This window comes from Bradyrhizobium sp. USDA 372 (assembly GCF_053629095.1).
On record NZ_JBRJHR010000001.1, the window covers coordinates 2,246,951 to 2,261,833 of the forward strand.

Below are 14,883 nucleotides of genomic sequence, written 5' to 3' on the forward strand. Positions count from 1 at the left end.
AACCCGGCGGGCGCCGGACCGCGCGCAATGGAGCACAAGGCGCCTGCACGGGCAATAAAGTGTGGCGTGATGTTGCAGCAAGGAATGCTTGATATAGAGATGTCATTCCGGGGCGCCTCGGAGGCGAACCCGGAATCTCGAGATTCCGGGTCTGGTCCTTCGGACCATCCCGGAATAACAGTGGAACAACTTGAATCCCTCATGACGGAAACCGACGTCGTCATCATCGGCGCAGGCCATAACGGCCTCACCTGCGCGGCCTATCTCGCGATGGCGGGTCTGCGCGTGCGCGTGGTCGAGCGGCGCAAAGTGGTCGGCGGTGCGGCGGTGACGGAGGAGTTTCACCCCGGCTTTCGCAATTCGGTCGCGGCCTACACCGTGAGCCTGCTCAACCCGCAGGTGATCCGTGATCTCAGGCTCGCCGAGCAAGGCCTGCGCATCGTCGAGCGGCGTGCGCAGAATTTTCTGCCCGCGCCGGATGGCAGCTATCTCCTCACCGGCGAGGGGCGGACGAAAGCTTCGGTGGCGCGGCTCAGCGCGCATGATGCGGAAGCCCTCGACGGCTTCACGCGCGAGCTGGAAGACATCGCCGACGTGCTCAGGCGGTTCGTGCTGCGCGCCCCGCCGAACCTGCTCGACGGCTTCGGCACAAATGCGATCCGCGAGGCCGTGAACGCTTTGCAGAGCGCCAACATTCTGCGCGGCCTGACGCTGGAACAAAGCCGCAGCCTGCTCGATCTGTTCACGCGCTCGGCCGGCGAGATGCTGGACGAACGTTTCGAGCACGATCTGGTCAAGGCGCTGTTCGGCTTCGACGCCATCGTCGGCAACTATGCCAGCCCCTACGCCGCCGGCTCGGCCTATGTGATGCTTCATCACGCGTTCGGCGAGGTGAACGGCAAGAAGGGCGTCTGGGGCCACGCCATCGGCGGCATGGGCGCGATCACGCAGGCCATGGCACGCGCGGCACGCGACCGTGGCGTCGTGATCGACACGGATGCCGGCGTCCGCGAGGTCATCGTCGAGCGCGACCGCGCCGTCGGCGTCGTGCTGGAGAACGGCTCTGCGATCCGCGCGAAATATGTCGCGGCCAATGTCAATCCAAAGCTGCTCTACACGCGCCTGATCGCGGCCGAGGCTCTTCCGGCGGACTTCCTCGCCCGCATCCGGCACTGGAAGAACGGCTCCGGCACGTTCCGCATGAACGTGGCGCTGGACCACCTGCCCTCCTTCACGGCGCTATCAGGCGAGGGCGATCACCTCACCTCCGGCATCATCCTGGCGCCGAGTCTCGGCTATATGGATCGCGCCTGGCTCGACGCGCGCGCCCACGGCTGGAGCCGCGAGCCGGTGGTGGAAATGCTGATCCCCTCAACGCTCGACGACACGCTGGCTCCGGCCGGCAAGCATGTCGCGAGCCTGTTCTGCCAGCATGTCGCACCAAGCCTTCCCGATGGCAGGTCCTGGGACGACCATCGCGAAGAGGTCGCCGATCTGATGATCGCGACGGTGGACAAATATGCCCCGGGTTTTGCGGCGAGCGTGCTCGGCCGCCAGATCCTGTCTCCGCTCGATCTCGAGCGGCAATTCGGGCTGCTCGGCGGCGACATCTTCCACGGTGCGCTGACGCTGAACCAGTTGTTCTCGGCGCGGCCGATGCTGGGCCACGCCGATTATCGCGGGCCGCTGAGAGGCCTCTACCATTGCGGCTCCGGCGCCCACCCCGGCGGCGGCGTCACCGGCGCCCCCGGCCATAACGCGGCGCAGGCGATCCTGCGGGATCACCGCTCGCTGTTCGGAAGCCGTGGATAGGCCTGTGGATGGGTTGTGGACAGGCTGTCGAAAGGTTTGTGACCGGCCAGAGGATGTCTGGGCGAGACGGTCGGGAGCGATCCTGGGGAAAGCCGGTGGAAAAACGGCGGGGCAATCGCGGGAAAAGTGGCGGACAGGGCCCTGACAAGCAGGCGGATAAGCTGTGCAGCCCTTCGAAGACCGCGAGCCCCAAAGACCTCGCCCACCAGGGGAAACCCCTAGCGGGCGGTGATCAGGAATAGCCTTTGAAGAAAATAGCCCCCGCTTTGAAATGGCGGCGGAAATTACTTCAAGGAGGTGCTAATCGAAGTGAACTTCTCGTTCATGGTGGTGCCCAGCCCGTTCACCACGGTAATGATCGCCAGGGCGATGCCCGCGGCGATCAGGCCGTATTCGATCGCGGTTGCACCGGACTCGTCCGACCAGAACTTTTGAATCATGCGCTTCAAGACTCGCCTCCGTTTCAATTCCAAGCTGTGTTGGTTCGATTCCACATCCGGGAATGTACGGGGAACCCACTTCAGGCGGGTTAACCTGCGAACCGCAACTTGTCCGGAAACTCACCCGCAAAAGTTCCAAAAATTGAACTCAACGGAACCCTGAATGCAGCCTTCCCCCACCCATCGCGCCAGTTTTTCGATCGGCAGCGAAGCCGACGCCAAGCGCGTCGTCGATGTGCTCACCGAGGTGTTTTTCGACGGCGATGCGGCGGTCGCCGCCTTCGAACGGCCCGACGGACAATGGGACGTGACGCTGCATTTCGCCGATGCGCCGGATCAGGCATGGCTAGCCGAACTCGTTGCAACTTCAGCAGGAAATGAGATTGCGGTGACGCTCGCTTTCGACACGGTCGAAGCCAAGGACTGGGTCAAGGCCAGCCTTGAAGATCTCGTCCCGGTGCCGGCCGGGCGCTTCGTGGTGCACGGCAGCCACGATCGCGATCGTGTGGCGCCGAACAAGCTCGCCATCGAGATCGAGGCGGCGCTCGCCTTCGGCACCGGTCACCATGGCACGACGCGCGGCTGTTTACTTCTGCTTGACCATGTCCTGAAGAGTTCCCGTCCGAGGAACCTGCTCGACCTCGGCACCGGCACAGGCGTGCTGGCGATCGCAGCCGCAAAGGCGCTGCATCGCGCGGTGCTGGCCTCCGACATCGATCCGCCATCGGTGCGGGTGGCGGCTGAGAACGCCGCGCTCAATGAAGTGGGCAACCATGTGCGGGTGATCCGCGCCATCGGCTTTGCCGCGCCGGATTTTGCGCGTGCGGGGCCGTTCGACCTGGTGCTCGCCAATATCCTTGCCAATCCGTTGCGGCAATTGGCGAGCCCGATGGTGCGGCACCTTGCGCCTGGCGCCCGCGTCATCCTCTCCGGCCTCTTGACGCACCAGGCGCCCGCCGTGATCGCCGCCTACCGCGCGCGCGGCCTCGTGCCGGTGCGACACCTCAGGATCGAGGGATGGAGCAGTCTGTTGTTGCGGAAGCTCTCGTAGGGCGGGCAATGCGACTTGCCCGCCCTAGCTCGAAGAGCGAAGGCTGAAGCGTGCCCACCATTCTTTCTACAATCGCGTCATTTTACAATCGCGGAATGACGGTGGGCACGGCGCTCTGCGCCTTTGCCCACCCTACAAAATCTCGCGCTACTCCGCCGGCTTCTCGTCGCGGCGTGACGCGCGCTGCCCCTGCAAGGCACGCCGCGCGCGGCGCTCTGCGAAACGGTCGATCATCTGGCTGATGAGGCCGCGCGGCTTCTTCGGTGTCGGAGTTGTCGGGGCGCGGCGCGCCGGCGGCGAAATTTTCTCAAAGGTGAACGCTGGCATCGTGTGTCCCCTCGCCGTTGAGATGAACCACCTGCTCGAATTTCCCTGTCATCCGGACGAAGCGCAACTGCCGCATCCTTTACTCCACTCAACTCGAATGGAACTATTCAAGCACAGTCCATGCCAGATGCGCCGCAAATGCGTCTACATTGCGGACTGATCCCCATGATCCTAAAGTGATCCACCATGTTCGAAGCGCACTTCCAGACATTCGAGGAGCCGGAGGCCGGCATCGCGTTGGCGGCACGGCTGGCCGCACTTCGCGAAGAGCTTGCCCGTCGCAAGCTGACCGGCTTCGTCGTGCCACGTGCCGATCAGCAGCAGAACGAATATGTGCCGCCATCGGAAGAGCGGCTCGCCTGGTTGACCGGCTTTACGGGCTCGGCGGGGCTAGCCGTGGTTCTGTCGCATGAGGCTGCACTGTTTGTCGACGGCCGCTACACACTGCAGGCCGCCAAGCAGGTCGACGCCAAGGCGTGGGTGGTGGAATCGCTGATCGACCCACCGCCCGAGAGCTGGGTGGCGGCGCATCTGAAAGCCGGCGACCGCCTCGGATTTGATCCGTGGCTGCACACTTTTTCGGCAGCCGAACGACTGTCCGCGGCCTGCGCCAAGGCCGGCGCCGAGCTGGTCGCCGTCGACAGCAACCCGATCGACGCAGTCTGGCAGGACCGGCCGCAGCCGCCGCTCGCCCCCGTCGCCGTGCACAGCCTTCAGCATGCCGGTGTCACTGAAGCGGAGAAGCTGACGCAGATCAGGGCCGAGATCGCCAAGCTCGGCACCGATGCGCTGGTGCTGTCGGACAGCCACGCAGTGGCCTGGACCTTCAACATCCGCGGCGCCGACGTCGCCCATACCCCGCTGCCGCTGTCCTACGCCTTGGTGCCGAAAGACGGCCGTCCCACCATCTTCATCGACCACCGCAAGCTCTCCAACCTCACACGCGACCATCTCGAGCAGTCCGCCGACGTGCGCGAACCGGACGCCATGGCGCCGACGCTGATGGCGCTGGCCAAGAGTGGTGGATCGATCGCGCTCGACAACGCCACCGCCGCCGACGCACTCAGCCGGCTGATCACGGGCGCCGGCGGCAAGCCGGTGCGCGGCAGCGATCCGGTTGCACTGCTCAAGGCGGTCAAGAACGCGACCGAGATCAAGGGCACCAAGACGGCTCATTTGCGCGACGCTGTGGCGCTGGCGCGCTTCCTCGCATGGATCGATCGCGAGGCGCCAAGCGGCAAGCTCACCGAGATCGACGCGGTCGAGGCGCTGGAAACCTTCCGCCGCGACACCGGCGCGCTCAAGGACGTCTCGTTTCCCACCATCTCCGGCACCGGCCCGAACGGCGCCATCGTGCATTACCGCGTCACCCGCAAGAGCAACCGGCGGATCGCGTCCGGCGATCTCCTGCTGATCGATTCCGGCGCACAATATGAAGACGGCACTACCGACGTCACGCGCACCATGGCGGTGGGCGAGCCGACGGATGAGATGCGCGACCGCTTCACCCGCGTGCTGCGCGGTCACATCGCGATCGCGCGCGCCGTCTTTCCGGACGGCACCACGGGCGCGCAACTCGACACGCTGGCGCGGCAATATCTCTGGGCCGCCGGGCTCGATTTCGAGCACGGCACCGGCCACGGCGTCGGCAGCTATCTCTCGGTGCACGAAGGACCGGCGCGAATTTCGAAGCTCGGCACCACGCCGCTGAAGCGCGGCATGATCCTGTCCAACGAGCCCGGCTACTACAAGACCGACGGCTTCGGCATCCGTATCGAAAACCTCGAGCTGGTCGTCGCCGCCGAGGTCAAGGGCGCCGAGAAGCCGATGAACGCGTTCGAGACGCTGACCCTGGCGCCGATCGACCGCCGCCTGATCGATGTCGCGATGCTGAGCCGCGACGAGCTCGATTGGCTGAACGCCTATCATGCCCGCGTGAGGGACGACGTGCGGCCGGCGCTGGACGAGGCGACGAAGGCCTGGCTCGATCAGGCCACGGCGGAGCTGAAGGCGTAGTGCGCATAGCGCCACGCGGATTGTGCAAGGCTGTTACGACACGATAGGTGTCATGCCCGCGAAGGCGGGCATCCAGTACGCCGCAGCCCCTCGATGAATCATTACCGTCTCTGGAATACTGGATTCCCCGCCTTCGCGGGGAATGACACCGAACTTTCAGCGAAGCGCCCAAACGATCGCCATCGTGCCCTCATCATAACCGTCCCGAAATCCGAATAGCCGCATTCCGAATCGCCGATATCGGTCTTGCGTGGGCACGCTACAGTTGATTCGAATTCGGACGACGGACGACATATGCACGGCATGATCAGCAGGCCGCCGGACGCGGCGACGAAAAACATCGCGACTTCGCGCCTGGTGTTGCTGCTGCTGGTCGTGATGACCGGGGTCGCGCCGATCTCGCTCTACATCCTGGTTCCGGCACTGCCGGTGCTGGCGACGAATTTCGGCAGCGACATCTCGATCGCGCAGATGACGGTGTCGCTCTACATGGTCGGCATCGCGCTGTCGCAGCTGATCATGGGGCCGCTGTCGGACCGGTTCGGGCGGCGGCCGGTGCTGCTGGGAGGGCTGGCGCTGATGGTGGTTGCCAGCATCGGCTGCATTTTTGCAGAGACCCTGCCGCAATTGATCGCCGCACGCTTCTTCCAGGCGCTCGGCGGCGCATCCGGCATGGTGATTAGCCGAGCCATCATCCGCGACATCTACGAGCGCGACCGCGTCGCCTCGATGATCAGCCTCGTGGTCGCGGCGTTGATGATCGGGCAGATGGTCTCGCCGCTCACCGGCGGCCTGATCGAGACCGCGTTCGGCTGGCGCGCGATCTTCTACGCCATCACCATCGCCGCCATCGTCGTTGCCGTCGGTATCGCCTTCGCGCTGCCCGAGACCCGCCGCAGCCGCAGCGCCGGCAGCGGCTTCCGCGGCGATATCGGCACGCTGATCCGGAGCCGCGCCTTCGTCGGCTATGTGATGTGCCAGGTGCTCGCGTCCCAGATCATCTTCACCTTCGCCGGCGGCGGGCCCTACATCGTGGTGACGCAGATGGGCCGCAGCAGCGCCGAATACGGCGCCTGGTTCGCGACGACGGGCTTTGCGTTTCTGGTCGGCAATCTGCTCTGCGTGCGCTTTGCGCCGCGCCATTCGTTGGAGAAGCTGATCTGGTTCGGGCTCGCCCTGCAGCTCTGCGGCAGTTTTGCGAATCTGCTCTGGAGCTTCGCCGGCTGGAACGAGGCGCCCGCCTGGCTGTTCGGCACCCAGATGATCGTGATGGCCGGCAACGCCTTCGTGATGGCGAATTCCGCCGCCGGCGCCATCAGCATCCGTCCCGAAGCAGCCGGCACCGCCTCGGGCGCGATGGGCTTCCTGCAGCAAGGCATTGGCGCGCTGATGTCGCAATTCGGCGCCTATCTCGGCGGCCATTCCGCGACGACGCTGCCGCTGACATCAGCGGTTCTCGCGATCTCCCTGCTCTGCGCCGGCGTGATGATGTTCGTCGTGCCCCGCCGCGAGATGGTGCCGAGCGAGGCGTTGATCGAGCAGGCCGAGGAGGACGAGACGGGGATGATGTGAGGGGCGCTGCGCCGCCCCATCCCATCTTTGCGAAGAGCTGAAACGAAAGAGGCGGGGCTGGGCCCCGCCTCTCTCAACTCAAATCTGCGCTTGGCCTACGCCTGGCTCGCGATCGCCTTGCCGAGCGCGGCCTGCGCCGCTGCAAGCCGCGCGATCGGCACGCGGTAGGGCGAGCAGGAGACGTAGTCGAGACCGATATGGTGGCAGAAGGCGACGGAGGCGGGATCGCCGCCGTGCTCGCCGCAGATGCCGACCTTGAGCGAGGCGCGGGTCTTGCGGCCGCGGGCGACGCCGATCTTGACCAGCTCGCCGACGCCTTCCTGATCCAGCGAGATGAAGGGATCGACCGAGAGGATGCCCTTCGCGACGTACGGACCGAGGAAGCTGGCCGCATCGTCGCGGCTGATGCCGTAGGTCGTCTGCGTCAGGTCGTTGGTGCCGAACGAGAAGAACTCGGCCGACTGCGCGATCTCGCCCGCGAGCAGGCAGGCGCGCGGCAGCTCGATCATGGTGCCGACCTGATAGGCCAGCTTGGTGTTGGTCTCGCGCATCACGGCCTGTGCGGTGGCATCGATGCGCGCCTTGACCAGATCGAGCTCGGTCTTGGTCGCGATCAGCGGCACCATCACCTCGAGGCCGACGGCCTTGCCGGTGCGCTTCTGCGCCTCGACCGCCGCCTCGAAGATCGCGCGGGCCTGCATCTCGGCGATCTCGGGATAGGCGATCGCGATGCGGCAGCCGCGGAAGCCGAGCATCGGGTTGAACTCCGAGAGCTCGCGGGCACGGTCGGCGAGGCGCCGCGGGTCGGTGTTCATGGCGCGCGCCACTTCCTCGACCTCGGCATGGGTGTGCGGCAGGAACTCGTGCAGCGGCGGGTCGAGCAGACGGATCGTGACGGGCAGGCCCTTCATGATCTCGAACAGCTCGACGAAGTCGGCGCGCTGCATCGGCAGCAGTTTTGCGAGCGCGGCGCGGCGCGACTGCTCGTCCTCGGAGAGGATCATCTCGCGTACCGTGCGGATGCGCGTCTCCTCGAAGAACATGTGCTCGGTGCGGCAGAGGCCGATGCCTTCGGCGCCGAACTTGATCGCGGTGCGCGCGTCGTCGGGCGTGTCGCCATTGACGCGGACGCCGATCTTGCGGACCTGATCGGCCCAGTTCATCAGCGTGCCGAACTCGCCGGAGAGCTCCGGCTCGATCATCGGCATGCGGCCGGCGAGCACCTGGCCGAGCGAGCCGTCGATGGTGATGACGTCGCCGGTCTTGAAGGTGCGCGAGCCGATGCTCATGGTGCCGCGGCCGTAATCGACGCGGATGGTGCCGCAGCCGGAGACGCAGGGCTTGCCCATGCCGCGCGCGACGACCGCCGCGTGCGAGGTCATGCCGCCGCGCGTGGTCAGGATGCCTTCGGCGGCGTGCATGCCGTGGATGTCTTCTGGGCTGGTCTCGATGCGGACCAGAATGACCTTGCGTCCGTCGCCCTGAAGCTTGGCCGCCTCGTCCGAGGAGAACACGATCTCGCCGGAGGCAGCACCTGGCGAAGCCGGCAGGCCCGTGGCGATCACGTCGCGCTTGGCGTTGGGATCGATGGTCGGATGCAAGAGCTGGTCGAGCGAGGCCGGATCGATCCGCGTCACCGCTTCCTTCTTCGAGATCAGGCCCTCATTGGCGAGCTCGACCGCGATGCGCAGCGCCGCTTTCGCGGTGCGCTTGCCGCCGCGGGTCTGGAGCATCCAGAGCTTGCCCTGCTCGACCGTGAACTCCATGTCCTGCATGTCGCGGTAGTGCTTCTCGAGCAGCGTGTAGATCCGCGTCAGCTCCTTGAAGGCCTCCGGCATCGCCGATTCCATCGACGCCTTGTCGGAGCCCGACTCCTTGCGCGCTTCCTCGGTGATGTCCTGCGGCGTGCGGATGCCCGCCACCACGTCCTCGCCTTGCGCGTTGATCAGGAACTCGCCGTAGAGCTTGCTCTCGCCGGTCGAGGGATTGCGCGTGAAGGCAACGCCGGTCGCCGAGGTCTCGCCCATGTTGCCGAACACCATGGCCTGCACGTTGACCGCGGTGCCCCAGGACTCGGGAATGTCGTGCAGCTTGCGATAGGTCACCGCGCGCGCGTTCATCCAGGATGAGAACACCGCGCCGATCGCGCCCCAAAGCTGGTCGTGCGGATCCTGCGGGAATTCCTTCCCCGTCTCGCGCGCGACCGCGTCCTTGTACTTGCCGACCAGCTCGACCCAGTCGTCGGCGGAGAGATCGGTGTCGAGCGTGTAACCCTGGCTGTCCTTGAAGGTGTCGAGGATTTCCTCGAAGTGATGATGCTCGAAGCCGAGCACCACGTCGGAATACATCGTGATGAAGCGGCGATAGCTGTCATAGGCGAAGCGGCGGTCGCCCGACAGCTCGGCCAGCGCTTCCACGGTCTGGTCGTTGAGGCCGAGATTGAGCACGGTGTCCATCATGCCCGGCATCGAGGCGCGCGCGCCGGAGCGCACCGAGACGAGCAGCGGGTTCTTGGTGTCGCCGAACACCTTGCCGGTCAACTTGCCGACATACTCCAGCGCCTTCTCAACCTGCGGCTTCAGCTCCTTCGGGTAGGTCTTGTCGTGATCGTAGAAATAGGTGCAGACCGAGGTCGGGATGGTGAAGCCGGGAGGCACCGGCAGGCCGAGATTGGCCATCTCGGCGAGGTTGGCGCCCTTGCCGCCGAGCAGGTCGCGCATCTCCGAGCGGCCCTCGGCCTTGCCGTCACCGAACGTGAACACCCATTTGCCGGCCTTGGCCGCTGCCGGCGCCGCCTTGGGAGGCGCAGCCTTCTTCGGCGCGGGCTTCGCGGCGACCTTCGGCGGAGCGGCCTTGGTGACCGCCTTCACCGCAGGCTTTGCGGTGGGCTTAGCAGCGGCTTTGGCGACCGGCTTCGGCGCGCTCTTGGCCAGCGCCTTGCGGGCTGGCGGCGCTGCCTTCGCGGCGGCGGAGGGCTTTGATTTCGCTGGGATTTTCGCTGGGATTTTCTTGGGCTTCGAGGCGGCTTTGGCCATAGCTTGCACACAACCTGCGAGAGGAATGGGAAATCGCGGGCCTTACACCACTTTGGGCGGGCCCGCGCAAGACGGACAGTTCCAAAAAGTGAACGCCTAGAAGCGGAGCCACTTCAGGAGCCCGAGCCCGATCGCGCCGTTGACGATGAGGAAGATCGCGACGATGAGGTTGAGAAGCCGCGGCATGATCAGGATGAGCACGCCCGCAATCAACGACAGGATCGGCGAAATGTGGGCGACGGTGATGTGCATGAACTATCTTTCTGTGAGGTGAGGCGAATCGCGCGGATCATAACCGGCTGGGTTCCGGGAGTAGAGATGCGCAAGGGCTGCTGCGAGTTCCGGCCTCACGAAAACTGCCCGAAATTGCCGCGAATGCGGCAGGCCTTTTCCCGGAACATTGGCGGCGGGCAACGCATTGGCAACCGGTCGCGCCGCTGGCGCGTCCGAAGAATCACGTCGAAGGAGTTGTCCATGCGGAACAGGATTCTTGCTCTCGCAGCGCTCGCGGCCGCGACCAGTGCGCCCCTTGCCGCGCAGGCGCAAAGCGATGTCACGATCGGACGCGCGCCCGCCGTGGTCGACAGCGCGCCGACGATTGCGGTCGAACAGCGGCCGGCCTTCCGCGAATATGTCGTCGAGCAACGTGTGCCGGCCTTTCGCATTCCGGATCGCGTGGTGGTCGGCACCACCTTACCCGAAGCAGGCGTCACCTATTATGACGTACCGCAACGTTTCGGCGCCACGACCTATCGCTACACCGTCGTGAACGGCGAAACCGTGCTGGTCGAGCCGCGCTCGCGCCGCATCGTCGAGGTGCTGGACTAATAACGCTGCCGCTCCGTTCGATGTCCGGCGCGTCACATCAGGCTGGCGCGAGCAGTGTTAGATCGGACATCAGGCCCCGCCCGGTCCTCCCCCCGCCGGGCGGGGCTTTTTTGTTCTGTCATTCCGGGGCGCGCCACTTGGCGCGAGCCCGGAATCCATTTGTCAGCATAATGCGCGGCACGGTGGATTCCGGGCTCGCGCTCCGCGCGCCCCGGAATGACAGCGGTGTTTGCGGCGCGGCCGCGCCTCAATCCTGGATCTTCGAGAAATCCGCCACCGCACGCGTGGCGCTGCGGATCTCGTTGAGGAGCTTCAGGCGGTTCTCGCGCACCTTCGGATCGTCGTCGTTGACGCGCACCTTGTCGAAGAAGGCATCGACCGGCGGACGCAGCTTTGCCATCGCGCTCATGGCGCTCACATAGTCATCCCGAAATACAGCATCACGCGCTTGAGGTGCTATTTCGTCGATCGCCGCGGCCAGATCTCTTTCTTCGCTCAACGCATAGAGATTTGGATCGGGATCATCGTAATAGATTTTTCCGTCCTTCTTCTCTTCGATACGCAAGATATTCTCAGCGCGTTTCGTCCCAGCGAGGAGATTCTTGCCATCGCTCGTTTCGAGAAATTTTCCTAAGGCCTCGACACGACGAACGACAGACAGAAGCCCAACCTCTCGTCCGCCCAGGTCGAGAACAGCAGCGACCAAATCGTGCCGGGCCCCGTCTTCGCGCAACTGAACGGTTAAACGATCCTCGAAGAACACTCGGAATGAATCGCCAATGTCCGAGATTTCGACAGCGGAGAGACTCGGACGTATTTCCCTAATGTGCTTTTCAAGGAAATGACGCGGATAGAAATCAAATCCACGATCGAGAGCAATTCTAATCACGCCAAGTGCAGCTCGGCGCAAAGCGTACGGGTCTTTGCTTCCCGTGGGCTTTTCATCAATCGCCCAGAAACCCACCAAGGTATCAACCTTGTCCGCCAGTGCGACGGCAACGCTCACCGGATCGCTCGGCACCCGGTCAGTCGGTCCTTGTGGCTTGTAGTGCTCTTCGCATGCAGTGGCGACCGAAGCATCCTCGTCTTGAGCCAAGGCATAATACTTGCCCATAAGACCTTGCAATTCCGGGAACTCGCCGACGACTTCTGTCAGCAGGTCCGCTTTGGCCAGATGCGCGGCGCGCTTCGCTTTCACAGCGTCCGCCCCCACCAACGTCGCCATGTACTCAGCTAGCCGCTCTATGCGACCGATGCGCGCGGCCTGCGTGCCCAGTTTCGCATGGAACACGATCTGCTCGAACTTCGGCAGCCGGTCCTCGAGCTTGGTCTTCAGATCCGTCTCGTAGAAGAACTTCGCATCCGACAGCCGCGCGCGGATCACGCGCTCGTTGCCGGCGATGATGGTATTGCCACCGTCGGTCGCCTCGATATTGGCGACCAGGATGAACTTGCTGGCAAGCTTGCCCGTCTTGGGGTCGCGCACCACGAAGCACTTCTGGTTGTTGCGGATGGTGGCGCGGATGACTTCGTCGGGGGTCTTCAAGAATTCCGGTTCGAACGAGCCCATCAGCACGACCGGCCATTCGACGAGGCCGGCGACCTCGTCGAGCAGGTTCTGGTCCTCGACCAGCTCAAAACCTTGCGCGAAGGCGAGCTGCTTGGCGTCGGTGAGGATGGCATCCTTGCGGCGCTCGGGATCGAGCACGACTTTGGCGGCAAGCAGCTTTGCTTCATAATCCTCGAAACGGCGCACCTGAATTGGCGCCGGCGCGAGGAAGCGGTGGCCGTAAGTGGTCTGGCCGCTTTCGATGCCGTCGACCTCGAACTTCACGACATCGGGCTCTTCGGTCTCGAGGCCGAAGGTTGCGGTAATCGCGTGCAGCGGACGCACCCAGTTCAGCGAGCCGGGCTTGCCGGAGCGCGCGCCCCAGCGCATCGATTTCGGCCAGGGGAAGGTGCGGATGATGACGGGCAGGATTTCCGCGAGCACGTCGATCGCGTCGCGGCCGGGCTTCTCGATCAAGCCGATGTAGAAATCACCCTTGGGGTCGCGCTGGATTTTTGCTTCCTCCAGCGACTTCAATCCCGTCGCTTTGAGGAAGCCCTGCACGGCCGCCTCGGGCGCGCCGACTTTGGGGCCGCGGCGCTCGGTCTTCAGGTCAGGCTGGCGCGCAGGGATGCCGTGCACGGTGAGCGCAAGGCGCCGCGGCGTCGCAAACGCCTTCGCGCCCTCGTAGACCAGGCCTTCGGCAACCAGCTTGTCGGTGACCATGCGGCGGAGATCGTCGGCCGCCTTTCCTTGCATGCGCGCGGGGATTTCTTCCGAGAACAGCTCAAGCAAAAGTTCGGGCATCAGGCCGCTCCGCCCGCTTCAGTGTGGATCCAGGCCTCGCCGCAAGCCTTGGCCAGCTCGCGGACGCGCAGAATGTAGCTCTGCCGCTCGGTCACGGAGATCACGCCACGCGCGTCGAGCAGGTTGAAGACGTGGCTCGCCTTGATGCACTGGTCGTAGGCCGGCAGCGCCATCAGATGCTGCTTCTTGTTGCCGCCGTCGCGCCAGCCGGCATCGAGATATTTCCGGCAGGCCGCCTCGGCCATCTTGAACTGCTCGAACAGCATCGCGGTGTCGGCGTATTCAAAGTTGTGCCGGGAATATTCCTGCTCGGCCTGCAGGAACACGTCGCCATAGGTGACCTTGGCATCGCCCTCGCGGCCGTTGAAGTTGAGGTCGTAGACGCGGTCGACGCCCTGCACATACATCGCGAGGCGCTCGAGCCCGTAGGTGAGCTCGCCCGCGACCGGCGCGCATTCGAAGCCCGCGACCTGCTGAAAGTAAGTGAACTGGCTGACTTCCATGCCGTCGCACCAGCACTCCCAACCGAGGCCCCAGGCGCCCAGGGTCGGGCTCTCCCAATCGTCCTCGACGAAACGGATGTCGTGCACGGCGGAATCGATGCCGATCGCGGCGAGCGACTTCAGGTACAGCTCCTGAAGGTTCGGCGGCGACGGCTTCATGATCACCTGGAACTGGTAATAGTGCTGCATCCGGTTCGGGTTCTCGCCATAGCGGCCGTCCTTGGGCCGGCGCGAGGGCTGCACATAGGCAGCGTTCCAGGGTTTGGGCCCGAGCGCGCGCAGCGTGGTCGCCGGATGGAAGGTGCCCGCGCCCATCTCCATGTCGTAGGGCTGCAGGATCACGCAGCCCTGCTCGGCCCAGAACCGCTGGAGCGCTAGGATGAAGCCCTGGAACGAGCGTTCCGGGCGCATATGGGCGGGCAATGAGGCGTCCATCGTCAGATCGGGCTCTCGCGGGGGGTTTTGAATCGCGCGGGACCGTATCGACGGCGGGGATGGGAATCAAGGCGAAGGGGGGGCTTCTTACCTCTCCCGCTTGCGGGGGAGGTCGGCGCGAAGCGCCGGGAGAGGGTTCTGTCCTCTGGGGGGTTCTCGCCTGTGGAGAGAGTCCCTCCCCAGCCCTCCCCCGCAAGCGGGAGAGGGAGCGCACCTGTGCGTGGGGAGAAAGGCCTAACCCGGCCGGTAAGCTCCGGTCACGGGGTCACGCTTCAGCGTCTGGATATCCCCCATGCGGGCGGCCTCAGCGACGCGCGACAGGCGCATCTCCTCCAGTTCCTGGTTGATCCGGACAGCGGTCTTGTAGGCCCAGCGGACCACGGCAAGCCCGCCCAGGACGCCCGCGAAAGCGACGAACGGCGGCATCGGTCGATCCTCGTCTCATGCTCAGCCCCCACACGCATTGTTGCGCAGATGGACCTGCGCCGCAATTGGTGCCGTCCGGGCG

The 14,883-nt window shown here is 64.8% G+C and carries 12 protein-coding genes; 5 read left to right on the plus strand and 7 right to left on the minus strand.

Annotated features, from left to right (window positions below):
- The first annotated feature begins 201 nt into the window (after positions 1 to 201).
- The gene (locus AB7M16_RS10830; RefSeq protein ID WP_453943880.1) at positions 202 to 1,812 is read left to right on the plus strand and encodes a phytoene desaturase family protein; all 1,611 of its coding nucleotides are present in this window, start codon (positions 202 to 204) and stop codon (positions 1,810 to 1,812) included.
- 284 nt (positions 1,813 to 2,096) lie between these two features.
- On the opposite strand, the gene AB7M16_RS10835 is transcribed toward AB7M16_RS10830, so the two are convergent.
- Positions 2,097 to 2,252 carry a Flp family type IVb pilin gene (locus AB7M16_RS10835; RefSeq protein ID WP_085968950.1) on the minus strand — a complete coding sequence of 52 codons (156 nt, stop codon included), beginning with the start codon at positions 2,250 to 2,252 and terminating at the stop codon, positions 2,097 to 2,099.
- A gap of 163 nt (positions 2,253 to 2,415) precedes the next feature.
- Between AB7M16_RS10835 and AB7M16_RS10840 the strand changes: the two genes are divergently transcribed.
- Positions 2,416 to 3,303, plus strand: coding sequence for a 50S ribosomal protein L11 methyltransferase (locus tag AB7M16_RS10840; RefSeq protein ID WP_453943881.1), 888 nt, complete (start codon positions 2,416 to 2,418; stop codon positions 3,301 to 3,303).
- A 147-nt stretch (positions 3,304 to 3,450) separates the two neighbouring features.
- On the opposite strand, the gene AB7M16_RS10845 is transcribed toward AB7M16_RS10840, so the two are convergent.
- Complete coding sequence (locus AB7M16_RS10845; protein ID WP_172787499.1) at positions 3,451 to 3,630, minus strand: hypothetical protein; 180 nt, start codon at positions 3,628 to 3,630, stop codon at positions 3,451 to 3,453.
- Positions 3,631 to 3,816: 186 nt separating this feature from the next.
- On the opposite strand from AB7M16_RS10845, the gene AB7M16_RS10850 reads away from it, so the two are divergent.
- Positions 3,817 to 5,646 carry an aminopeptidase P family protein gene (locus AB7M16_RS10850; RefSeq protein WP_453943882.1) on the plus strand — a complete coding sequence of 610 codons (1,830 nt, stop codon included), beginning with the start codon at positions 3,817 to 3,819 and terminating at the stop codon, positions 5,644 to 5,646.
- A 294-nt stretch (positions 5,647 to 5,940) separates the two neighbouring features.
- Positions 5,941 to 7,218 (plus strand): multidrug effflux MFS transporter, encoded by a 1,278-nt coding sequence (locus tag AB7M16_RS10855; RefSeq protein WP_453943883.1) that lies wholly within the window; start codon positions 5,941 to 5,943, stop codon positions 7,216 to 7,218.
- Positions 7,219 to 7,313: 95 nt separating this feature from the next.
- Here the strand turns inward: AB7M16_RS10855 and ppdK are convergent, their stop codons facing one another.
- A complete protein-coding gene (ppdK, locus tag AB7M16_RS10860; protein WP_453943884.1) occupies positions 7,314 to 10,253 on the minus strand; it encodes a pyruvate, phosphate dikinase in 2,940 nt (979 codons plus the stop codon).
- A gap of 96 nt (positions 10,254 to 10,349) precedes the next feature.
- The gene (locus AB7M16_RS10865; protein ID WP_008562090.1) at positions 10,350 to 10,505 is read right to left on the minus strand and encodes a DUF3096 domain-containing protein; all 156 of its coding nucleotides are present in this window, start codon (positions 10,503 to 10,505) and stop codon (positions 10,350 to 10,352) included.
- A 222-nt stretch (positions 10,506 to 10,727) separates the two neighbouring features.
- Here AB7M16_RS10865 and AB7M16_RS10870 point away from each other — a divergent pair, with 222 nt between their 5' ends.
- Complete coding sequence (locus AB7M16_RS10870; protein ID WP_172787503.1) at positions 10,728 to 11,081, plus strand: DUF1236 domain-containing protein; 354 nt, start codon at positions 10,728 to 10,730, stop codon at positions 11,079 to 11,081.
- A 247-nt stretch (positions 11,082 to 11,328) separates the two neighbouring features.
- Here the strand turns inward: AB7M16_RS10870 and glyS are convergent, their stop codons facing one another.
- The 3 genes from glyS to AB7M16_RS10885 form a co-directional block, all read right to left on the minus strand.
- Positions 11,329 to 13,437 carry a glycine--tRNA ligase subunit beta gene (gene glyS, locus AB7M16_RS10875; protein WP_453943885.1) on the minus strand — a complete coding sequence of 703 codons (2,109 nt, stop codon included), beginning with the start codon at positions 13,435 to 13,437 and terminating at the stop codon, positions 11,329 to 11,331.
- On the minus strand, positions 13,437 to 14,375 hold the full coding sequence (locus AB7M16_RS10880; protein ID WP_172787505.1) for a glycine--tRNA ligase subunit alpha: 939 nt from the start codon (positions 14,373 to 14,375) through the stop codon (positions 13,437 to 13,439). Before AB7M16_RS10880 ends, glyS begins: the two co-directional genes overlap by 1 nt.
- A 234-nt stretch (positions 14,376 to 14,609) precedes the next feature.
- A complete protein-coding gene (locus tag AB7M16_RS10885) occupies positions 14,610 to 14,801 on the minus strand; it encodes a hypothetical protein (RefSeq protein WP_028178670.1) in 192 nt (63 codons plus the stop codon).
- Positions 14,802 to 14,883: the final 82 nt, after the last annotated feature.